The sequence below is a fragment of the Limnobaculum zhutongyuii genome, assembly GCF_004295645.1.
Classification (GTDB): Bacteria; Pseudomonadota; Gammaproteobacteria; order Enterobacterales; family Enterobacteriaceae; genus Limnobaculum; species Limnobaculum zhutongyuii.
Map to the genome: position 1 here is coordinate 4,270,631 of NZ_CP034752.1, position 21,815 is coordinate 4,292,445.

The following is a 21,815-nucleotide window of genomic DNA, read 5'->3' on the forward strand; positions in this document are numbered from 1 at the left end:
CCCATTATCTATAAACGGAATGGCTAAAAGCGCAGATAGTGAGCAATCCATTGAATACCAAAGGCGCCGGGAGCCAGAATCAAAAAGCCCCACAACATGGCGGAAGTCAGATTAACGACCTGAAAAGATTTTAGCGGCATCTCGCAAATCCCGGCCACCAACGGTACGGTGGCGCGAAAAGGACCAAAAAACCGGCCAACGAAGACGCCAATGGTTCCCCAACGATCAAAAAAGTGCTGACCGCGAACCAGCATTTGTGGGTTACGCGATAAGGGCCAGATATGCGCAATGCGCTCTTTATAGCGCCAGCCTAACCAGTAAGATATCCAGTCGCCAAAAAAAGCACCGAGAGAGGCGGCAATCCATATGGGCCAGAAAGCAATACCGCTCTCACCAATAATCGCACCAATACCTATCAGAATAACCGTGGCAGGAATGAGCAAAGAGAGGAAGGCGATAGATTCGCCAAACGCCAGAAAAAAAACAATAGGAGCGCCCCACGCCTGATGGTCGCGGACAAAATTCATGATTGATGTGATGATATCGTCAAGGGTCACGCAGCTACTCCCGTTTTTTACATCCACATTTAGCAAGATATCGACAGTAAAAAGCAATATTCTTTTGATTTTTATACATTATACAACATGCTTATGTTTACCCGATAAGTGACATAAAAAAACCGGGCGAATCCCCGGTTTCTCTTCATATCAATAGCGCCAGACCATTAAGCCGCAGGCTTAGCCTCTGACGCCATACTAAGCAAATCCTCACCACCAATAGCCGGAACACGAATAGTGACTCGCGTATAAACTTCCGACTGGCTTTCCACCGTCACCCCATAGTCGTAACCATGACGCGCTTTAATGCGGCGATCCACCAGATTCATACCCAAACCGTCGCCGTTTGGCCTTGGGTAGTAATTACCCGCATTATCCTCTACCAATAGAACCAGTGCCGGATGGTGAAGATCGGTGGTATCAAAATAGCCCTTAATGCTGATATGACCTTCCGTCAACATTTGAGAGGTGCCGTGCTTAATGGCATTTTCCACAATAGGTTGCAGGGAGAATGCAGGTAAAGAAAGAGGTAATAGCGCATCCGGTATATCGATATCGACCGTTAGCCGATCGGCAAAACGCGCCTTTTCTATTTCCAGATAGGCATTGATATGCTCTAACTCATCGCTCAGGCTAACTTCATCGTTACTGCGCTTTAAGTTCTTACGGAAGAAAGTGGAGAGCGATAGCACCAGACGACGGGCATGACCGGGATCTTTACGTATTACCGCTGACAGCGTATTTAACGCATTAAACAGAAAATGAGGATTAACCTGCGCATGGAGTAGCTTAATCTCCGATTGCGCCAGTAACTGCCTCTGCTGTTCCAGTGTTCCCGTCAGGATTTGCGCCGATAATAAATGAGCGATCCCTTCCCCTAACGTTCGGTTAATAGAGGAGAATAATCGGCTTTTCGGCTCATACAGTTTAATGGTCCCGATAACGGTCCTTTCTGCCCCTCGCAGCGGAATCACCAGCGTTGAACCCAGTTTACAGTTAGGTGTAATCGAACAGGCATAGTGAACTTCGTTACCGTCCGCATACACCACCTGATTATTCTCAATGGCTTTATGGGTATGGTGAGAGGTAATTAACGTGCCGGGAATATGGTGATCGTCACCAATACCAATAAATGCCAGCAGCTTTTCCCGGTCGGTAATCGCCACGGCACCAACACCGAGTTCCTCATACAAAATCTGAGCAACCCGCATACTGTTTTTCTGGTTAAAACCTTGCCGCAGAACCCCTTCCGATCGGGCTGCTATTTTCAAGGCTTTGGCTGAGAATGCGGTGGTGTACTTTTCAAAAATTGCCCGGCGGTCCAACAGGATACGCATAAACATTGCAGCACCTACCGAGTTGGCAATCATCATCGGCAATGCAATATCGTTTACCAGATGCACTGCCTGCGAGAACGGTCGGGCGATCAGCAGTATGATCAGCATTTGCAGTGCTTCAGCAAACAGCGTAATTGCCGCAACGGTGAGCGGTTGAAAAAGCAGGTCCATACGATTGTGGCGAACCAAATAGCGGTGCAATAAGCCTCCCACTAAACCTTCCACAATCGTCGATAACATACAGGCCGTTGCCGTCATACCGCCCATAGAGTAACGATGCAAACCACCGGTTAATCCCACAAAGAAACCAACAGATGGTCCCCCGAGTACGCCGCCTAAAACGGCCCCCATGGCTCGCGTATTAGCAATAGAATCATCAATCTGCAAACCAAAATAGGTTCCCATAATGCAGAACATAGAAAAGGTGAAATAACACAGCAACTTATGGGGAAGGCGAATAGTGACCTGCATTAACGGAATAAACAGCGGCGTTTTACTCAGCAGATAGGCAATAACCAGATAAACGCACATTTGCTGTAATAAAGATAAAATGAGGTCAATCTGACTAATTTCCATGGGGTGTCTTTCTCTGCGTGATCAACAGTGGTTCGCTGGCTATTCTAACATCAGTTGTTAATTATCCCCGTATTTTTACACGATCGCGTAATCTTGCGATAGGCCCTGGTCTAATAAAGGACCCGTTTGGCGAAAATGGATAAAAAAAAGCCAGCACGGGGCTGGCTAAAATAAACACTGGAAGCAATGTGAGCAATGTCGTGCTTTCCCGAGGTGAGCATGAATGACCGCCCCTTGAAAACATGTAAATAATAATCATTATCAATAGACTCTGTAAAGCTCTTTTTTATTAAAATGAGAATATTTCTCATTTATATTTAAATATTATTATATTTCAAAATGATAGATTGGCATATTATCCCTACTATCTCTGAGGAAACGGTTAAAATCCCACCAATTATTTGATTTATGGTTAATTCAATATTCGACATAGCTGCCACATTTTAAATTTCATCAGTACATTATTTAGCCACTTTCATTTTACAACTGCTAAAATAGAGTAATTGATATTGAATTAAATCTGCTGATAAGGAGTTCTGTCATGGCAAGCGGATGGGCGGCAGACGGCGCCGTACAGGATCAAATTGACAGCACCATTTCAGATGCTGTCGCTAAAGCACGTTCTCAATTACATAACGGTGAAAGTGCAACTCACTGTCTGGAGTGTGGCGATCCTATTCCACAGGCCAGAAGAGATGCCCTTCCGGGCGTTCAATACTGTCTGGCCTGCCAGACCGAGCTGGATAAAAAAAATCTGCATCAGGCTGGCTATAACCGCCGGGGAAGTAAAGACAGCCAGCTAAGATAGCTGCGGCGGCCTGCCACATTATCCTTTTTCTGTCGCTTCCTTAACTGGAGCAACTACGCGTAGTTTGGATACCAGCAACAGGCTAATGCACAAAGGGATAACCAACAGTAATAACGCATTCTTCACACCAAATGCATTCGCCAGAAAGCCCAGTAACGGCGGACCGGTTAACAGCGAGCAATAACCAATCACCACCACGACCGCAATGCGGGATGCAGCATGCCGCGGTTCATCAGCGGCGGCACTCATTCCCACCGGAAAACCTAATGCGCAGCCAACGCCCCACAATAAGATACCGGGAAGCGCCATCGATAAATTGGGTGAAAAACCAAAAATCATTAGTCCGGTGATACTAAGCACGGTGCATATACGCAGTACAACCACGCGTCCATACTTATCAATCAGTAAACCACCAAACCAACGCATACTGGTCATCGCCGCCACAAACAGCGCCAGCGTCATGGACCCCATCCACCCGGCGGGTTCAACACCATCAAGAGTAAATCCGGTAACGACACCCAATGGGAGCCAGTCAAAAGCTGCGCCCTCCAATAATGACGTTGCCAGCACGGTAAAACCAATGGCTAAAGTGCGCCATTCCAGCCAGGCGGCAAAAGGATTATTTTGGGGCTGGTTTTCCGTGTGTTCCACAACATGGTAACGGGTACCCGCCGAAAGATAACGGCGGCTACACCAGAGCAAGAGTACGGCTGCGCCGATCACCAACAGTAGCAACGGTAGCAACGGTAGCAACGGTAGCAACGGTAGGGTAAATCCAACCTGTAAAAACTCCAACAACGCACCACAGGCCGCACCAGTGACAGTTCCAAACGAAAAGCAGGCGTGCAGTTTTGGCATAATGGTATATCCCAATCGCTGCTCAACCTGAGTTCCCTCCAGATTCATTGCCACATCACACAGGCTAAATCCAAAACCAAAAATGAACAGCCCTCCACCTAAAAGCCACTGGCTGGGCAACAGGGCAGATACCGCCACACTTCCCATACCTAACGAAAAAACCAGGGCGGATAACATCACAGTAAAAGCACTGCTGAAACGGCTGGTAATCCAGCCGGCAATAATCAGTGCGGTTAACGAGCCCGCGGCGGCACAAAGAAAAAACAGTCCCATTTGAGTGGAGTTAATGGAGAAGATACTCATCACCAAAGGAATTCGGGCAGCCCAACTGGCAAACACAAAGCCACAGAGGAAAAATGTCAGAAACACGGCATATTTTGCGCGAATGGCCCCATGGGATGGCGTGATGTCAGGTCGTGTTGAAGTCATAAATTTGCCCGAGTCCGTTTAATTATTTCGCGTCGGCTTGACGCGGCTTATGGTTCTCACATTTTCACCATCAAAACATATCGGCACATTCGGCCCGATGTTTTGGCGTTTTTGCTTCACCATTACGCCAAAGTTACATAAAGTGTTTCATACTTTCGGGATGACTAAAAACTATCGTTTAGTCAGTGCAGAAAAAACGGGTGGTTTATAATGGATCGGTTCACCAGCATGTCAGTTTTTGTTGCTGTCGTAGAAAAAGGAAGCTTTGTTGCTGCGGCAGAGGCCATGAAGATCTCTCCGACCATGGTAGGGAAGCACATTTCCGCCCTTGAACATGCATTAAAAACCAAACTCTTGATTCGCACTACCCGCCGTCAGGGTTTGACTGAAGCAGGTCAACTCTATTATCAACACAGTCGCCGAATTGTTGATGATATCGCTAAGGTAGAAACGCTGGTTCATTCACTGAAAACAACCCCTACCGGCCGCCTGAAGATCACCGCCCCCTATGCCTTTGGTAACCATATTCTGATACCGCTTATCAGTCAGTTTTTGGCGTTATATCCGGAGATCAATATTGAAATAGAACTGGCTGACCGTAAAGTTAACCTGATTGAGGAAGGGTTCGATTTTGCCTTTCGCATTGGTGAGATTATTGATGAACGATTGGTGGCAAAAGCGCTGCCGGATTATGAAATGGTACTGGCCGCCACGCCAGAGTATCTGAAAAAGCACGGTACTCCGGATACCCCGGAAGCCCTGCGTCACCACAACTGTCTGGGGTACAACCAGCATCAGAGCGAAAAGCTTTGGCAGTCCATCGGGATTACGCCAAACGAAGGGGAATCACTCCCCTCTCGTCTGGTGATCAACTCAGGTGAAGGCGCACGTCAGGCGGCGCTGATGAATTTTACTATTGTGTTGCAGTCCAAAGTTATCCTGGAACAGGACCTGCTCAATGGTCGATTAGTCAGAGTGTTACCTGAATTATCTCTTCCCTCTTACCCTATGCACATGGTCTATCTACCGCAAAAAGAGATGCCGCTGAAAACTGAAGCATTTATTAGCTTTATGATGGAAAAGCTATGGCAACGGTTAATGACTCTCTCTCATTTGTAGTTGCGGCTATACCGTCAGGCTATCAGTAAAACGGCGGATAGCGGTCAGTTGGCTGGCGTTGTAGCAGCACTGTCCCACTTCAATTTTCGGCTTATTATGTCCGTGGAAATCACTGCCACAGGTCACATGAAGATTTTGGTTCAACGCAAAATCATACAACCATGCTTCCAGTTCCGGTGAGTGATAGCTGGAGAATACCTCGATCCCCATTACGCCCACCTTCTGCATGCCAGTAAGCACTTCCTGATACTGCTGCTTAATATTGGCACCGATGTGAGCGATAACCGGCGTACCTCCGTTGCTACTAATCACATCCACCATCTGTTCCATCGCCGGATAGCTCACCGGGATATAACAGGGACGGCCTGCACCAAAAAAGTCCCAGAAGAAATTGATTAATGGCATATCCGAACGTGAGCCACCAGAGCGGTATGGAAGCAACAATGGATTATTTTTATTGCCATCGTCCGCCAGAATCACTTCCGCCATCTGCTCTTCCTGTGGGATCCGCTCGCCGGCAAGTTCGGTCAGTGCATCCTCATCAACAATAAAGCCGTAATGGCGTAGTGCTTCTATCTTTTTCGGCATCAGCTTTCGCTGTAACTCACTAAAATTGCGGTGTATCTGCGAGAAATCATCGCTGGGTGTAAAACCATATCCCAGCAAATGATAATTTCGCTCGTCAAAAGTACAGTCAATCTCAATACCGGATATGGTTCGCAAAGTGTTATCCGCTAAAGCGCTGGCCTCTGCAACAGAGTTGGCAGAGTTATGGTCAGTTACCGCCAGTGTAGTAATACCATGCGCCTTACAGCGGGATATCAGTTCTGCTACCGGCAAATCTGCATCGTCGCTGTAGTTTGAATGCATATGAAGATCGATCTTTTCCAGACTTTCCATCATGAATAATAACTCCCGAATAACGCCGGAACGGGGTATGACCCGCGCCCTATAACCGGCTAAATGTTATTCTGGAAAATAACATATCAATATGAAATGAAAAGCAGAGAGTACGAGCCGGTAGATAGATTAAACACCAGCGGTGTTTTCTGCGGTTACCATTATTTTCTTCACCTGGTTTAGTTCGCAAAATAACTGCTGCAGATAGCGTCTTCAACCCGACATAAATTGGCACCTATTGAGACGTTAAAAACACTCAATTTATCCCAGTAATTAAGTAGAAATTCCCTATTTATTTGTTATTGAAATCAAAGAAGATATTTTTCATAGTAAGTTCAGCATATCCCTATAAGATATTCTCTTAATCGAATCAAAACCGTCGATGCTCTTCTTGTGATGAAAGCGACGGTTGCTGAAATATTCGGGTTTTCCTCCAGCTACAGGATGGATCATGTTATTAAAAACGGTTTTTGTTACCACTCGGGATCGGGTTCGCCTGCGGGCTATTGGACAAGTGCTGATAAACTACGGTTTGCAGGATTTAGTGCATATGCTGGGGCTGAGTTCATTATTTGGCCGTTATTCCCGTAGCGCAGAACCGTCAGAAAATCAGCCACAGCGGCTGCGTCAGGCGCTGGAAGCATTAGGTCCAACCTTTGTCAAACTGGGTCAGATATTGGCAACCCGTTCCGACTTATTAAGTGATGAGTGGACCAAAGAGCTAGAAAAGCTGCACAGCAATGTAACAACCCTGCCATGGGAGAGTATGCATGAGCAGATTACCGCTTCACTGGGCACTCCTGTTGAGGAAGTATTCGCCGAATTCAATACCACCCCACTGGCCGCTGCCTCAATGGCGCAAGTCTATCGTGCACGCCTGCACAGCGGTGAAGATGTCGTAGTTAAAGTCTTGCGTCCTGATTTAGCCAAAACCATTCACGCCGATTTGCGCCTGTTGGCCTGGCTGGCGGAATTTATTGAACAGCAAAGTCCACAACTGGCGCGCTTTTCCCCTGGCTTATTGGTGCGCCAGCTGGCTACGGCCTTAAATCATGAACTCGACTTATGCCACGAAGCGGCCAATACCCAGCATTTTGAGCGCAATTTCCACAATCGCCCGGATATCGCCATTCCCCGTATTTGGCCACAATATTCATCAACCCGTTTGCTGGTACAAGAGTTTATTCCCGGCACCAAGCCACAGAACACTGAACAACTGGCACTGGCGGGTTTTCATGGTCCAACCCTTGCTGCCCGCGGTGCACTGGCATTTATGCAGATGGTATTTGAAGATCGACTGTACCATGCCGACCCTCATGCCGGTAACCTGATGGCCCTGCCGGGCGATCGCGTTGCGTTTATTGATTTTGGTATGGTAGGCCAGCTCTCGATTCGGCGACGCAATCAGCTGTTGTCACTGATGCAGGCGTTGGCTAATCGTGATTGCGAGGGGTTAGTGAGCGTACTGATCAAATGGAGCTCCGATAGCATCGCCGAGGTTGGCGTACTGGAACAGGCTGCACAAGACTTTCTCGAGCGCTTAGGGTATGGCGAATTAAAGATGGGCGTGGCCTTGATGACCATGTTATCCATTGCCCGTGAGTATCAGCTCTCTCTGCCACCCGATCTGGTTCTACTATTTAAAGCGCTGATCACTGCGGATGGCGTATTGCACCGCATCGATCCTGAGTTCGATATTATCAAGACTCTGCAGCCCTTCCTTCGTGATGCAGTGATAAAACGCTATAGCCTGCGAGCTACCCGACAACGAACTCATCGTATGGGAATTGAAATGCTTGAGGCCAGCGAGGAGCTGCCACAAGTTCTGAATTTACTGGTTCGCCGTATCCGACAGGGTAAAGCGCATGTCGATATCGACATGAAAAATCTCAGCAGTTTGGGCGGTTCGCTGGAGCGTAGTGCTCTGACGCTGGCCATCGCTATCGTGACCGCTGCATTTGCATTAGGTATCGCGCCATGGCTACTCAGCCAGACATTTTCTATTTTCGGTATTCCCGTTTTCCCTACGCTGAGTGCCCTGCTGGTATTAGGTGGTATTGTCTGGTTGGCATGGCGGATGTGGCGCGTTTAGCTATTCGGTTTTAGTCAACGCCTGCGCGCAAGCCCAGGCCGAGCTCCACGCCCACTGGAAGTTATATCCGCCCAGCCAACCGGTGACATCCACTACTTCACCGATAAAGTAGAGTCCGGGCACCTGAGCTGACTCCATGGTTTTGGATGACAGTGCTTTGGTATCGACACCGCCCAAGGTGACTTCGGCGGTACGATAACCTTCGGTACCATTGGGCTGAATTTGCCATTGCTGCAATGCATCAGTCAGTTGCTGCTGTTGAGAAACAGAAAGCTGCTTCAGCGTCACGTCAGGCACTTTATTTAGGGTTTGCAAACTTTCTACCAGACGTTTAGGCAGATGACGTGCCAGGGTGTTTTTCAGGCTCTGATTTGGATGCTCTGCGCGTTCCGTATTCAGGAAAGCATCCAGATCTAAATCCGGCAGTAAATTGATGGTGATTGACTCTCCTGGCTGCCAGTAGCTGGAGATTTGCAATATTGCCGGACCAGAAAGGCCGCGATGAGTAAACAGCAAACTCTCTTTAAAACTGACACCGTTTTCTGCCGTTACGCTTACCGGTACGGCAACACCGGACAAGGTTTGCAGCACTTCCAGCAACGGTTTATGCAACGTCACGGGAACCAGCCCTGCACGGGTGGGTAACAGATTAATGCCAAACTGCTCCGCTATCTTATAGCCAAAAGGCGTTGCCCCCAGTCCGGGCATAGACAAACCACCGCTGGCAATAACCAAAGATTTAGCCTGAATATTTCCCGTGGACAATTTAACCAGAAATCCCTGCTCATTACGTTCAACGCTAAGTACTTCACTACGCATACGTAAATCGACCTTGCCCTGCTCGCACTCTTTTACCAGCAGGTTAACAATATCTTCGGCGGAGTCATCGCAAAACAGCTGCCCCAACGTTTTCTCGTGGTAAGCGATGCCATGACGCGATACCAGTTCGATAAAATCCCATTGGGTATAGCGCGCCAGCGCTGATTTACAGAAATGTGGATTATGGGAAAGGTAATCCGTATGGTCAGCATACATATTGGTAAAGTTGCAGCGGCCTCCACCGGACATCAATATTTTTCGCCCCGGTTTTTTACCGTTATCCACCAACAGGACATTAAGCCCCAGCTGTCCAGCCTGTGCCGCACAAAACAGCCCGGCGGCCCCGGCACCAATAATCACTACGTCCGCTTGTTCAACCACAAAAACCTCTGAAATTTCGGTCAGCTGACCGCACGACTTCCTATTTTGTGCCAGAATTGTATTCATCATCCATGGTTCTAGCCAGCAGAATAGATTTTGTTAACGAGGTAAAAAATATTTTAGTTTCATGCTTATCTTAACAATAACAATTGGTTACATTTGTAAACACATGTAAACGGGTGCGCAGAATCGAAAAAAAAGTTAATTTTTTCTTTGCCGATAAGCTAATTGTGCTGATAATGCGCCGGTCTACCTCCATTACTGACAGTAAGGTTTATGCTAAACATATTTGCTGGACTAGAAATTCATACTGCCCTAATGCTGGGTCTCGCATTACTGTTTGTTCTGTTTTATGAAGCTATCAATGGCTTTCACGATACAGCAAACGCAGTAGCCACCGTTATTTATACCCGCGCCATGCGCGAACAGCTTGCTGTTGTGATGGCGGGTGTTTTCAACTTTCTTGGTGTTGTGCTTGGCGGATTGAGCGTTGCTTACGCCATTGTGCACCTGCTTCCTACGGATTTACTGCTTAACATCAGTTCAACTCATGGCCTTGCCATGATGTTCTCGGTGCTATTAGCAGCCATTATCTGGAACCTGGGAACCTGGTATTTTGGTATTCCGGCCTCCAGTTCACATACGCTTATCGGTTCCATTATTGGTGTTGGTTTAACCAATGCCATCGTGACAGACTCCTCTATCGTTGACGCCTTAAATCTGCCTAAGATGATTCAGATTTTCCTGTCACTGATTCTGTCACCACTGGTTGGTTTGATTCTGGCTGGTGCCATGATCTTTGTTCTGCGTCGCTTCTGGAGCGGCAGCAAGAAACGCCAACGTATTCACTTAACACCGGCAGAACGTGAAAAGAAAGACGGTAAACGTAAGCCGCCGTTCTGGACCCGTATCATGCTGATCCTGTCAGCCATTGGGGTAAGCTTCTCCCATGGTGCTAACGATGGTCAGAAAGGCATTGGTCTGCTGATGCTGGTACTGATTGGTGTAGCGCCGGCAGGATTCGTGGTGGATATGAGTGCTAACGGCTATGAGATTTCCCGTACCCGTGATGCCTTAGGCCACCTTGAGCAGTACTATCAGAATCACCGTGATGCCATTCCTCACATCGTAGGCCAGAACAGCGCCGATCCACTACCCGCCATGAGCACCACCACAGAATATCACTGTGATAACTCCCGGGCGTTGATTGCAATTGGTCATTCACAGCAGATGTTAAGCGGTCTGGATAATTACGAACAGCTGGCACCAGAACAGCGTGGTCAACTGCGTCGCCTGTTGCTATGCGTTGCTGATACTGCGGCTAAAGTGAACAAGCTGCCTGAAACGACCTCTCAGGATAAGCGTTACATTAAAGAACTGCGTGAAGACGTGCTGGTGACCGTTGAGTATGCACCTATCTGGATTATCGTTTCTGTCGCATTAGCGCTGGCACTGGGTACCATGGTGGGTTGGAGACGCGTTGCCGTGACTATCGGTGAGAAGATCGGTAAGAAGGGCATGACCTACGCTCAGGGCGTTTCTGCACAGCTGACTGCCGCGCTCTCTATCGGCGTTGCCAGCTACACCGGAATGCCGGTTTCTACCACACAGGTTCTCTCTTCTGCCGTAGCCGGTACTATGCTGGTTGATGGCGGCGGCGTGCAGAGTAAGACCGTTAAAAGTATTTTCCTGGCCTGGGCTCTGACCCTTCCTGTTGCAGTTCTTCTTTCCGGTAGCCTCTACTGGATTGCTCTGAAACTGATTTAACAGGGCCGGAATCATGAATAAAAAACCCCGTTGTGTGATAAACACCGCGGGGTTTTTTATTATCTGAGACCTTCACGACCTCACATTATGAAGCTTTCAGCGAAATCGACAGTAGCCAAGCGCCAATCGTTATTTTATAGTCAATAAGATGATGATTCTCCGTAGGAATCGATATCAAGACTATTCGGCGATAAAAGCGTGCATCATGTGATCGGTATACCACTTTAGATAGGTATATTGAGCTATTATTAATTCAAGTTAACGGATCTTACAGAAGGAGTCATCCTATGTCATATAAACACATTCTGATTGCAGTTGACCTATCTCCGGAAAGCAGCGTACTGGTTGAAAAAGCGGTCTCTATGGCTAAGCCATACAACGCGAAAGTTTCTCTGATTCACGTAGATGTCAATTACTCCGATCTGTATACCGGACTGATCGACGTCAATATGGGTGATATGCAAAAACGCATCTCTGAAGAAACTCATAACGCGCTAACCGAGCTGGCAAACAATGCCGGTTACCCTATCACTGAAACCCTCAGCGGCAGTGGCGATCTGGGTCAGGTACTGGTTGATGCGATTAAAAAGTATGATATGGATCTCGTACTGTGTGGGCACCATCAGGATTTCTGGAGCAAGTTGATGTCTTCTGCTCGTCAGCTAATTAATACCGTCCATATTGATATGCTGATTGTTCCTTTACGGGAAGAAGAATAACGCATCACATAAACAACTCAACGCCCGCCCCATGCGGGCGTTTCTTTATTCGAATGATTTAATAATTAGCTCGTACGCAATAAAACTTATCTTATAAATAAGCATATTTATCCTTTCATCAAGACCACTTTTTCACTTGCAGATAAATATACTGTCCTTTTGAATTATGTTACTTCAGATAACTGCTTTAATAGAGTATTCCCCTATCATTGAATTTATAACCCCCTTTAAAATCATGCAATTATCATGTTTTCAATATATTGAGATTAGTTTTGTTACTTATTGAATTTACGTAATTATTGGCTCTAATAATTTTTATCATAAATATAAATAATATTAATCCCCCTTAAAAAACGGCTTGCCTTATCACTATTGGTTAGTGTTATATTCGGAAAGAACATACATCACATCATGAAGCCCGCAATATTCACTTTCTGAATAGCGTTTTTTCGTGGAAAAAATAAAAAAGACATAGGAAATAGCATCAATGAATCATTACTCCACTGTGGACGATTTTCTCGTCATGCTCCAAAAACGCGATGGCCACCAACCAGAATTTCTGCAGGCGGTTCGCGAGGTATTCACTTCTCTCTGGCCTTTTTTAAAAGAAAACCCGCGCTATACCGAGCAAGGTTTGCTGGAACGTTTAGTTGAGCCAGAACGCGTAATTCAGTTTCGCGTTTCATGGGTAAATGACAAAGGTGAAGTTCAGGTTAACCGTGCATGGCGAGTGCAGTTCAGCTCTGCCATTGGGCCATTTAAAGGCGGCATGCGTTTTCACCCGTCGGTTAACCTGTCTATTCTGAAGTTCTTAGGTTTTGAACAAACTTTTAAAAATGCGCTGACGACTCTGCCGATGGGCGGCGGTAAAGGCGGTTCAGACTTCGATCCAAAAGGTAAAAGCAACGCTGAAATCATGCGTTTCTGCCAGGCGCTGATGACCGAGCTTTATCGTCATCTGGGTTCTGACACTGACGTTCCTGCTGGTGACATCGGCGTGGGCGGTCGTGAAGTTGGCTATATGGCCGGTATGATGAAAAAGCTGTCGAATAACACCGCTTGCGTGTTTACCGGTAAAGGCCTTTCATTTGGCGGCAGTCTGATCCGTCCTGAAGCCACTGGCTATGGGTTAGTTTATTTTACTCAGGCCATGCTAAAACGCCACGGCTCTGGTTTTGAAGGCCAGCGCGTTTCTGTTTCAGGTTCTGGTAATGTGGCGCAGTACACCATTGAGAAAGCAATGGAACTGGGTGCCCGAGTGATTACCGCATCAGATTCTGCTGGCTCTATTGTGGATGAAGAAGGCTTCACTACCGATAAACTGGCTCACCTGATTGATATCAAAAATAGCCGCTATGGCCGTATCAAAGACTATGCTAACGAGCGCGGATTAACCTATCTGGAAGGCCAGCGCCCTTGGGGCGTTCCGGTAGATATCGCTCTGCCATGCGCTACTCAGAACGAGCTGGAACTGGCTGATGCCAAACTGTTGATCCAAAACGGGGTGAAGGCCGTTGCTGAAGGCGCCAACATGCCAACCACCATTGATGCCACAGAGGCGCTGATGGCCGCTAACGTGCTGTTTGCTCCAGGCAAAGCGGCCAACGCAGGTGGCGTCGCCACATCTGGTCTGGAAATGGCGCAAAACGCCGGTCGCGTCAGTTGGAGAGCAGAGAAAGTTGATTTACGTCTGCAGCACATCATGCACGATATTCATGAAGCCTGTGTTAATTATGGCGGCGAAAAAGCCCAAACTGACTACGTCAGTGGCGCAAATATTGCCGGTTTTGTGAAAGTGGCTGATGCCATGTTAGGACAAGGCGTGTTATAACAATACTCTGAGGCGGCTACGCACCCGCGTGGTCGCCGTACTGTTATCGCAGTACTACAAGAGGAAATGCTGATGACTAAAGCCAGGCGTAACCATTTAAGACTTGTTGTTGATAACACCCGCAATAATCCTCCCTCCGCTCAACGGGAACCCATTCAAACAAGACATTTTACTGCTGAACAATTGGTTGCACAAACCACGGATACCCCTGCCGATCACTTCTCTTTGCTGAAAGCTGCAGCTGCCAGAGAAAAAACCTTAACCCAGATGAAAGTGCAGGAAGAACTGCAATCCCGCCTGAAAAAACTCAAAACAGACCATCCTGATATCGATATTACCCTGCCGTTTGAGCAACAAAGCGAAGAACACCGTAAGTTAATGATTGAAAGTTTTCCCCACTATTTTAACGGCGGAGCCTTTGTTTATTGGGAGGATATGGAGGAGTTGATATTTTTGGAACCGGATGAGGACTGAGTTTTTGTTTTAGTGGTGGTTTTCGTATCGGCAATTGAGTCAAGAGAGCATCGGCCCTTCCGGCCGAGCACAATAGTTATATACACACATTGTTATTACGGCCGGAATACCCTCAAATGCCAATTTTAAATCTACAACAATCCACTCATGAGCTATAACGTCACATACATATCAAACCGATGGCTCTTGGTATTAATCGACGCCTGCGGCTTAACGTTTGCCAATGGCGGAGCATAATCCGGGCGTTTTACCACCACGCGTTTTTTGGCCAGTTGACAGGCGGGTTCCAGCAGACCGTCGGCATCTAAATCTTCACCCACCAGCGACTGGAACACTCTCATTTCTTTTTTTACCAATGCGCTTTTTTGCCGGTGAGGAAACATCGGGTCAAGATAAACCACATCAGGAGCAGGCTGAATCGAGGATAACGCAGTCAGACTGGAAGCGTGCAGCAGCGTCAGGCGTTGTTGTAACCAACCACCAATTTCAGCGTCTGCATAGGCCCGTTGTAAACCATCGTCCAACAGTGCCGCCACGACCGGATTACGTTCCAGCATTCGCACCTTGCAGCCTACAGAGGCTAATACGAAGGCATCACGACCTAAACCTGCGGTGGCATCCACCACGTCAGGCAGATAATCACCTTTGATACCAACCGCTTTTGCGACCGCCTCGCCACGACCACCGCCGAATTTACGTCGATGGGCCATCGCTCCGGCAACAAAATCAACGTAAATAGCACCCAGTTTAGGTTCATCACGCTTACGTAATTCAAGGCGATCTGGCGTTAACACCAGCGCCATAATGGCCTGTTCGTCGGATACCAACGCCCAACGTTCGGCTAAAAGTGATAAGGCGCCGGAATCGGCGCCTGCTTCACAGATTAAACACACTGACACGAGAGTCGTTATCCCTTAATGCCATAGTGGCGCAGCATGGCATCAAGCTCTGGCGCACGACCACGGAAATTTTTGAACAACGTCATTGGCTCATCAGAACCGCCCTGAGACAGAATGTTATCCAGGAAAGACTGACCGGTTGTAGCGTTGAAGATACCTTCTTCTTCAAAACGGGAGAAGGCATCCGCAGATAACACTTCAGCCCACAAATAACTGTAATAACCTGCGGCATAACCACCGGCAAAGATATGACTAAACGCATGCGGGAAACGGCCCCAGCTTGGTGAAGGCATTACCGCCACCAGCTTTTTCACTTCCGCCAGCGTTTCCATAATTTGGGCACCCTTCTGCGGTTGATACTCATAATGCAGACGGAAATCAAACAGCCCAAACTCTAACTGACGCAGAATAAACAGCGCAGCCTGATAGTTTTTCGCTGCCAGCATCTTATCTAACATTTCCTGCGGCAAAGGTTCGCCGGTTTGATAATGACCGGAGATAAAGGCTAATGCCTCAGGCTGCCAGCACCAGTTTTCCATAAACTGACTTGGTAACTCGACTGCATCCCATGGAACACCGTTAATACCAGAAACGCCGGCGGTATCAATCTTCGTCAACATATGGTGAATGCCGTGACCAAACTCATGGAACAGCGTAGTCACTTCATCATGAGTAAACAGAGCCGGCTTATCCCCTACCGGACGGTTAAAGTTACAGGTCAGGTACGCTACTGGTTTTTGCAGATGACCATCGGCATAACGCAGGCTGGTAACACAATCATCCATCCAGGCTCCGCCACGTTTATGTTCACGGGCATACAGATCCAGATAGAAACTACCACGCAGTTCACCGCTGGCATCAAACAGATCAAAGAAACGAACCTCAGGGCTCCAGAAATCAACGTCTTTACGCTCTTTCGCCGTCATACCAAATACGCGTTTCAGTACCTCAAACAGCCCCTGCATGACCCGCGCTTCCGGGAAGTAAGGTCTCAGTTGTTCATCGCTGATGGAGTAAAGATGCTGCTTCTGTTTTTCGCTGTAATAGCTGATGTCCCAAGGCTCAAGCTCGGTTTTACCAAAATGCGCTTTAGCAAATGCCCGCAGATCCGCCAGCTCTTTCTCACCCTGTGGACGTGCACGTTTGGCTAAATCATTCAAGAAATCCAACACCTGCTGCGGATTCTCTGCCATTTTGGTTGCCAGGGATTTATCGGCATAGCTGTTAAAGCCCAGCAGTTGCGCCAGTTCATAACGCAATGCCAATAGCTCTTCAATAATTTGGGTGTTATCCCATTTACCGGCATTTGGACCCTGATCCGATGCGCGTGTACTGAATGCCTGATACATTTCATGGCGCAACTCGCGGTTATCACCGTAAGTCATTACCGGCAGATAGCTTGGGATATCTAATGTCAGCAACCAGCCGTCCTGCTCTTTGGCTTTTGCCATTTCACGAGCGGCATCCATAGCGCTTTCAGGTAAACCCGCCAGCTCCGCCGGATCGGTAATCAGTTTGCTCCAACCCATGGTGGCGTCCAGCACGTTGTTGCTGTAGGTAGAACCAAGCTCAGACAGACGGGAAACAATCTCACCATAACGCTTCTGTTTCTCTGCATCCAGACCAATACCGGATAACTCGAAATCACGCAGAGCGTTATCTACCGATTTTTTCTGTGCTTTGGTCAGACGATTAAATCCCTCACCCTGCTTCAGATTACGGTATGCCTGATACAGACCTTCATGCTGACCAACCCAGGTGCCGTACTCAGACAGCAGTGGTAAACACTGCTCATAGACCTGGCGCAATTCCGGACTGTTTTTAACCGAATTCAGATGACTAACCGGTGACCAGACTTGCCCTAACCGATCGTCAACTTCCGCCAGCGGCTGGCACAAATTATCCCAAGTGAACGGGCCCGGTTGAGCAACCACTTTTTCTACCGCAGCGCGGCAATCATCAAGGGCTGCTTTAATGGCAGGAACAACATCATCAGGAGTAATAGCAGAAAATGGGGGAAGCCCCTGGAAAGTTAACAATGGGTTAGTCATAAAAACAGTCCTTAAATTTGGCGATAAAACTAACATGAGGACTATTATGGTCGAATTCAATGGCTGGCGATACTAATCCTAATAATAGATATTCTCTTTCATCGGCCAGTAGAATTAAGAAAATCAGGGGAGCTTGTTTTGTCGATCCCTTTTATTGATGGCTCAGCCAGATTGTTTTATGTCTTAACATAGCTAATCGGAGGGAGGGGCTGCCGTGGGGGTCGACTTGGCGTAAGCCAACGAAGTGCCCGTAGGCAGACCAGGCCCGACGCGCTCCACAGTTAAGTACAAATGGTTTACCGACCGCACTCCAGTGTAAATTTAAGTACCGTGCGTTTACGGTCGGAACATTCACAAATGCTGATTTATTAGTTTTATCAGTATATTCAGGGTATCCAAAAACAGAGATACCCTGAAGCCATCACAAATGATTATCGAGGCAACAAACAGTTATCCTCTTTCCAGCCATACAGCCAGTCCAGCGCTTTGTAGTAATCCTGCTGGGTTTTACCCTTCCACAGTAGATTACGTACCTGACGCTCAACCCCTTTAGCATGGTAGAGTCGTCCCATCTCACGAGTAGACCAGACAATCCGAGCGGTACGTGGGATACGTACTTCCTGATACAGTTTGAATGCTTCCACCGCATCACCATCACAGGCTTTAATCGCCTCACCCAGCGTTACCGCATCTTCCAGCGCCATACAGGCTCCCTGAGCCATATACTGCGCCACCGGATGCGCCGCATCGCCCAATAACGTTACCCGACCAGTACCCCATGACTCAACCGGCTCTCGATCTGCCGTGGCCCAGCGGCGCCATGAAGTAGGTTTATCCAGCATCTGACGAGGGCGTGGATGAATCCCTTCAAAATAGGACATCACTTCTTCTTTACTACCGTCGGTAACGCCCCATTCCTCTTGTTGACGACTATGGAAGGTCACCACCAGATTGTATTGAGAACCACCACGCAGCGGATAGTGCACCAGATGGCAATGAGGCCCACCCCACAGTACTGGCGCATTAATACGTAGATCTTCCGGCATATCGTCGCGATCGATAACAGCACGATACACCACATGTCCGGTTACCCTTGGTTTGTCATCCAGCGTAGAGGCTCGAACAATGGATTTACCACCGTCACAGCCAATCAGTACGTCCGCTTTATAACTGTTACCCTGTTCGTCGATAACTTCCACATCATTCTGATTAATATTGATTTTTACTACTTTAGTGGCGGTACGATAGCTCACCAGAGGATTCTTCAACGCCGCCTGCCAGACGGTGTCATGAATATCCACCCGATGGATAACCGCATAAGGGCCGCCAAAATGATCGCGGAACTCTTTACCGGTATCGATATGCACTACTTCGTTGGCATCTACGGCATCCATCAATGAAATATGGTCGGTAAACACCGCTCGCTCACGGGCAACCTGACCCACACCCAGGCTATCCAATGCAGAGAAGGCGTTTGGCCCCAGTTGAATACCGGCGCCAATTTCGCCGATTTCAACGGCTTGTTCCAGTAATAAGACTTTAATACCTACTTTCGCCAGTGATAATGCAGCCGCTGCGCCGCCGATCCCACCACCAACAATAATGGCACTTTGAGTTTTGCTCATGATTCGCTCCTTCTTATAAATATCTGTTTATGGCAAATACATGTGATACATCAGGCCGGAATAACGTCTGGCTGATTTTCCGGTGCTGCGGCAATAAATGCCGGTAAGGTATTACAATGTTGATAGATGCGCTGGCAGCGCGGGTAATCAGACAGATCGCACCCCATTCTCAGTGCGTTAGCCCACTGAGGAATAAGGCAGCAATCTGCTAATGTCACCTGCTCACCAACGCAATAGTTTCCGGAGTTACTCTGCTCCAGTAAGCGTTCTACCGCGCTTAGTCCCACCTTGATCCAGTGGGCATACCAACTCTTTTTCTGACTTTCACTCACCTGTAACTCATCGGTCAGATAGCGCAAAATACGCATGTTGTTAACCGGATGAATATCACAGGCAATAGCCAATGCGATTTCCAACACCTGAGCACGCAAGCGCGCTTCCTGCGGTAATAGCAGTGGTGCCGGAAAACGCCGATCCAGATAATCAATAATCGCCAGCGACTGCCCAATGGCATCACCGCTATCGTCAATTAGCGTAGGCACCACGCCAACCGGGTTATGCTGTAAATATTTCGCATGGTACTGCTCTCCGGCACGGATATTGACCCCTTCGGTTTGGTAATCAATACCTTTCAGCGCCAGGGCAATACGTACCCGGTAAGAGGCGGAACTATTAAAAAAACTGAATAGTTTCATTGAGTAGTCTCTCTTGTGCGCTTAAATGATTGTCACAGTCAGGTCAGTTAATCCTTCAACACCACAGGTTATCGTATCCCCTTTAACCACCGGGCCGACGCCTTCTGGCGTACCGGTATAAATTAAATCGCCCGGCTGTAGTTCAAAGAAGGCTGACAGATAACTAATGGTTTCTGCTACTGACCAAATCAGGAAATCAATACCGCTACGCTGATGGTCTTCGCCGTTTACCTGCAGCCAGATTGCTGCTTTGCTTACATCAGCACAGTTAGCGACCGGATGAATCGGTGAAATAGGCGCTGAATAGTCAAACGCTTTACCAATTTCCCAAGGACGACCCATTTTGCGCATTTCCATCTGGCGATCGCGACGGGTCATATCCAGTCCGGTGGCATAGCCATAAACATGTTCCAGCGCTTTCTCTACCGGAATATCTTTACCGCCCTTACCGATAGCGGCCACCAGCTCAATTTCATAATGGTAGTTTTCGGTCTGTGCCGGATAAGCCAGTTTCAGCGTTTCACCCGCATTAACCGGAATTACCGCATCCGTTGGTTTACAAAAAAAGAATGGCGGCTCACGATCCGGATCGAATCCCATTTCCCGAGCGTGGGCAGCATAGTTACGCCCCACGCAGTAAACACGACGCACCGGGAAAAGCTCATCAGAGCCCACAACGGGAACCGCTACCTGAGGTGCCGGAGAGAAAACAAACTTGCTCATAATCAAATTCCTTAATCAGAGATCAAAATAGGTATTAGCGCGGTGGGTTTATCCCACCTGCGCGGGTATCTTTTAGCCCCGGGACTCGCGAAACAGGCCTAACGCTTCTTGCACCGGACGGTCAGAGAAACTGAACAACACCGTGTCTGACTGAGTTTCAAAGCTCACCGCTTGCCAAGTTGGCACCACAAAAATATCTTTTGGTGTAAAGGTGAAGCTCTCACTACCAATGGTGACGCGGCCTTCACCTTCTACTACATGATAAATTGTGCTGTCTGTGGAGCGGCTGCTTTGCCCTTTAAATCCTTTTGGCAGTAACTGCATAAAGGTTGCCATGGTTGGCATTGGGTGACCGCCGTTGGCTGGATTGACATAACGCAGTTTGAATCCTTCGTACTCGTCCGGATCGCCATTACGGCTTAACTGTTCCAGCGCCTCACGACTGCGGTCATAACGGTAGTTAAAGATGGGCGAGGAATTACCAGATTGATAACGCACCGGCAGCATATTGGCGGCGTAGCGCGGTAAGTAATCGCCCATCGGGCGCGTTACTGGCTGTTGCTCTTCCGGATAGTTTTCAGCAAATGCACAGCCCAGATAGTTGACTAACGGTAGGTCCAGACCATCCAGCCAGACGACTGGCTCAGAACCCGGATTACCGTGGTCATGCCAGCGCCACTGTGGGGTAAGGATAAAGTCACCGGCATGCATCATGGTGCGTTCACCATCAACGGCGGTAAACGCCCCTTCACCTTCAACAATAAAACGTAAAGCAGACTGAGTATGACGGTGGCTTGGTGCAACCTCACCCGGCATAATTAACTGCAGTCCGGCATACAGCGATGAGGTAATAGACGCTTTGCCCGTCAGCGCGGGGTTTTCTAACACCAGCACACGACGAACGGCTTCACGGGCACCAATCAACTCTCCGCTTCTCATCAGAAAAGGACGAATATCCTGATAGCGCCACAGGGCAGCAACGGCTGGCGTATGCGGCGTTGGCGGTACTAACTGATGCAGTGATTCCCAGAGTGGAGAGAGGTTCAGGCCAGCAATCTCCTGATAAAAACTCTCCCTGCGGCTTGGTGCGGTTGCATGAATCTCGTACATAATCGACTCCTTTATATTTATCATTCAGTGAGTAATCACAAATCT

The 21,815-nt window shown here is 48.1% G+C and carries 18 protein-coding genes; 7 read left to right on the top strand and 11 right to left on the bottom strand.

The annotated features are described in order from the left end of the window. Nucleotides 1-23: 23 nt before the first annotated feature. Both EKN56_RS19150 and EKN56_RS19155 read right to left on the bottom strand, forming a co-directional pair. On the bottom strand, nt 24-557 hold the full coding sequence (locus EKN56_RS19150; protein WP_130593248.1) for a DedA family protein: 534 nt from the start codon (nt 555-557) through the stop codon (nt 24-26). Between the two features lie 167 nt (nt 558-724). Then, on the bottom strand, nt 725-2,470 hold the full coding sequence (locus tag EKN56_RS19155) for a sensor histidine kinase (RefSeq protein ID WP_130593249.1): 1,746 nt from the start codon (nt 2,468-2,470) through the stop codon (nt 725-727). A 541-nt stretch (nt 2,471-3,011) separates the two neighbouring features. Between EKN56_RS19155 and EKN56_RS19160 the strand changes: the two genes are divergently transcribed. Next, nucleotides 3,012-3,278, top strand: a complete 267-nt coding sequence (locus tag EKN56_RS19160; RefSeq protein WP_130593250.1) for a DksA/TraR family C4-type zinc finger protein — start codon at nt 3,012-3,014, stop codon at nt 3,276-3,278. Between the two features lie 18 nt (nt 3,279-3,296). Here the strand turns inward: EKN56_RS19160 and EKN56_RS19165 are convergent, their stop codons facing one another. After that, a complete protein-coding gene (locus tag EKN56_RS19165) occupies nt 3,297-4,565 on the bottom strand; it encodes an MFS transporter (RefSeq protein WP_130593251.1) in 1,269 nt (422 codons plus the stop codon). A 210-nt stretch (nt 4,566-4,775) separates the two neighbouring features. On the opposite strand from EKN56_RS19165, the gene EKN56_RS19170 reads away from it, so the two are divergent. Then, nucleotides 4,776-5,684: a LysR family transcriptional regulator gene (locus EKN56_RS19170; protein WP_130593252.1), complete on the top strand. Its 909-nt coding sequence runs from the start codon at nt 4,776-4,778 to the stop codon at nt 5,682-5,684. A 6-nt stretch (nt 5,685-5,690) separates the two neighbouring features. Here the strand turns inward: EKN56_RS19170 and EKN56_RS19175 are convergent, their stop codons facing one another. After that, on the bottom strand, nt 5,691-6,587 hold the full coding sequence (locus tag EKN56_RS19175) for a PHP domain-containing protein (protein ID WP_210405315.1): 897 nt from the start codon (nt 6,585-6,587) through the stop codon (nt 5,691-5,693). A 448-nt stretch (nt 6,588-7,035) separates the two neighbouring features. On the opposite strand from EKN56_RS19175, the gene EKN56_RS19180 reads away from it, so the two are divergent. Next, the gene (locus EKN56_RS19180; RefSeq protein ID WP_130593253.1) at nt 7,036-8,676 is read left to right on the top strand and encodes an ABC1 kinase family protein; all 1,641 of its coding nucleotides are present in this window, start codon (nt 7,036-7,038) and stop codon (nt 8,674-8,676) included. On the opposite strand, the gene EKN56_RS19185 is transcribed toward EKN56_RS19180, so the two are convergent. After that, entirely contained in the window at nt 8,677-9,945 is a 1,269-nt protein-coding gene (locus EKN56_RS19185) for a BaiN/RdsA family NAD(P)/FAD-dependent oxidoreductase (RefSeq protein WP_246019889.1), read from the bottom strand. Between the two features lie 207 nt (nt 9,946-10,152). On the opposite strand from EKN56_RS19185, the gene pitA reads away from it, so the two are divergent. The 4 genes from pitA (at nt 10,153) to EKN56_RS19205 (ending at nt 14,667) form a co-directional block, all read left to right on the top strand. Beyond that, entirely contained in the window at nt 10,153-11,643 is a 1,491-nt protein-coding gene (gene pitA, locus EKN56_RS19190; protein WP_130593254.1) for an inorganic phosphate transporter PitA, read from the top strand. A gap of 287 nt (nt 11,644-11,930) precedes the next feature. Then, complete coding sequence (gene uspA / locus EKN56_RS19195) at nt 11,931-12,362, top strand: universal stress protein UspA (RefSeq protein WP_130593255.1); 432 nt, start codon at nt 11,931-11,933, stop codon at nt 12,360-12,362. Between the two features lie 487 nt (nt 12,363-12,849). Further along, on the top strand, nt 12,850-14,193 hold the full coding sequence (gdhA, locus tag EKN56_RS19200) for an NADP-specific glutamate dehydrogenase (protein WP_130593256.1): 1,344 nt from the start codon (nt 12,850-12,852) through the stop codon (nt 14,191-14,193). Between the two features lie 72 nt (nt 14,194-14,265). Then, on the top strand, nt 14,266-14,667 hold the full coding sequence (locus tag EKN56_RS19205) for a hypothetical protein (protein ID WP_130593257.1): 402 nt from the start codon (nt 14,266-14,268) through the stop codon (nt 14,665-14,667). A 152-nt stretch (nt 14,668-14,819) separates the two neighbouring features. Here EKN56_RS19205 and rsmJ read toward each other — a convergent pair whose 3' ends face one another. The 6 genes from rsmJ to gtdA all read right to left on the bottom strand — a co-directional run bounded on the left by rsmJ (nt 14,820) and on the right by gtdA (nt 21,770). Then, entirely contained in the window at nt 14,820-15,566 is a 747-nt protein-coding gene (rsmJ, locus tag EKN56_RS19210; RefSeq protein ID WP_130593258.1) for a 16S rRNA (guanine(1516)-N(2))-methyltransferase RsmJ, read from the bottom strand. 8 nt (nt 15,567-15,574) lie between these two features. Then, nucleotides 15,575-17,617 carry an oligopeptidase A gene (gene prlC, locus EKN56_RS19215; protein ID WP_130593259.1) on the bottom strand — a complete coding sequence of 681 codons (2,043 nt, stop codon included), beginning with the start codon at nt 17,615-17,617 and terminating at the stop codon, nt 15,575-15,577. Between the two features lie 431 nt (nt 17,618-18,048). Next, on the bottom strand, nt 18,049-19,242 hold the full coding sequence (locus EKN56_RS19220) for a 3-hydroxybenzoate 6-monooxygenase (RefSeq protein WP_130593260.1): 1,194 nt from the start codon (nt 19,240-19,242) through the stop codon (nt 18,049-18,051). Nucleotides 19,243-19,292: 50 nt separating this feature from the next. Next, nucleotides 19,293-19,937, bottom strand: coding sequence for a maleylacetoacetate isomerase (gene maiA / locus EKN56_RS19225; RefSeq protein ID WP_130593261.1), 645 nt, complete (start codon nt 19,935-19,937; stop codon nt 19,293-19,295). A 21-nt stretch (nt 19,938-19,958) separates the two neighbouring features. Then, nucleotides 19,959-20,660 (bottom strand): fumarylacetoacetate hydrolase family protein, encoded by a 702-nt coding sequence (locus EKN56_RS19230; RefSeq protein WP_130593262.1) that lies wholly within the window; start codon nt 20,658-20,660, stop codon nt 19,959-19,961. 72 nt (nt 20,661-20,732) lie between these two features. Next, the gene (gene gtdA / locus EKN56_RS19235; RefSeq protein WP_130593263.1) at nt 20,733-21,770 is read right to left on the bottom strand and encodes a gentisate 1,2-dioxygenase; all 1,038 of its coding nucleotides are present in this window, start codon (nt 21,768-21,770) and stop codon (nt 20,733-20,735) included. Nucleotides 21,771-21,815: the final 45 nt, after the last annotated feature.

Bases quoted from the DNA above. Each gene is read 5' to 3' on its own strand.
- EKN56_RS19155 (WP_130593249.1), bottom strand. From the start codon at position 2,470: ATGGAAATTAGTCAGATTGACCTCATTTTATCTTTATTACAGCAAATG.
- EKN56_RS19160 (WP_130593250.1), top strand. From the start codon at position 3,012: ATGGCAAGCGGATGGGCGGCAGACGGCGCCGTACAGGATCAAATTGAC.
- EKN56_RS19165 (WP_130593251.1), bottom strand. From the start codon at position 4,565: ATGACTTCAACACGACCTGACATCACGCCATCCCATGGGGCCATTCGC.
- EKN56_RS19170 (WP_130593252.1), top strand. From the start codon at position 4,776: ATGGATCGGTTCACCAGCATGTCAGTTTTTGTTGCTGTCGTAGAAAAA.
- EKN56_RS19175 (WP_210405315.1), bottom strand. From the start codon at position 6,587: ATGATGGAAAGTCTGGAAAAGATCGATCTTCATATGCATTCAAACTAC.
- EKN56_RS19180 (WP_130593253.1), top strand. From the start codon at position 7,036: ATGTTATTAAAAACGGTTTTTGTTACCACTCGGGATCGGGTTCGCCTG.
- EKN56_RS19185 (WP_246019889.1), bottom strand. From the start codon at position 9,945: ATGATGAATACAATTCTGGCACAAAATAGGAAGTCGTGCGGTCAGCTG.
- pitA (WP_130593254.1), top strand. From the start codon at position 10,153: ATGCTAAACATATTTGCTGGACTAGAAATTCATACTGCCCTAATGCTG.
- uspA (WP_130593255.1), top strand. From the start codon at position 11,931: ATGTCATATAAACACATTCTGATTGCAGTTGACCTATCTCCGGAAAGC.
- gdhA (WP_130593256.1), top strand. From the start codon at position 12,850: ATGAATCATTACTCCACTGTGGACGATTTTCTCGTCATGCTCCAAAAA.
- EKN56_RS19205 (WP_130593257.1), top strand. From the start codon at position 14,266: ATGACTAAAGCCAGGCGTAACCATTTAAGACTTGTTGTTGATAACACC.
- prlC (WP_130593259.1), bottom strand. From the start codon at position 17,617: ATGACTAACCCATTGTTAACTTTCCAGGGGCTTCCCCCATTTTCTGCT.
- EKN56_RS19220 (WP_130593260.1), bottom strand. From the start codon at position 19,242: ATGAGCAAAACTCAAAGTGCCATTATTGTTGGTGGTGGGATCGGCGGC.
- maiA (WP_130593261.1), bottom strand. From the start codon at position 19,937: ATGAAACTATTCAGTTTTTTTAATAGTTCCGCCTCTTACCGGGTACGT.
- EKN56_RS19230 (WP_130593262.1), bottom strand. From the start codon at position 20,660: ATGAGCAAGTTTGTTTTCTCTCCGGCACCTCAGGTAGCGGTTCCCGTT.
- gtdA (WP_130593263.1), bottom strand. From the start codon at position 21,770: ATGTACGAGATTCATGCAACCGCACCAAGCCGCAGGGAGAGTTTTTAT.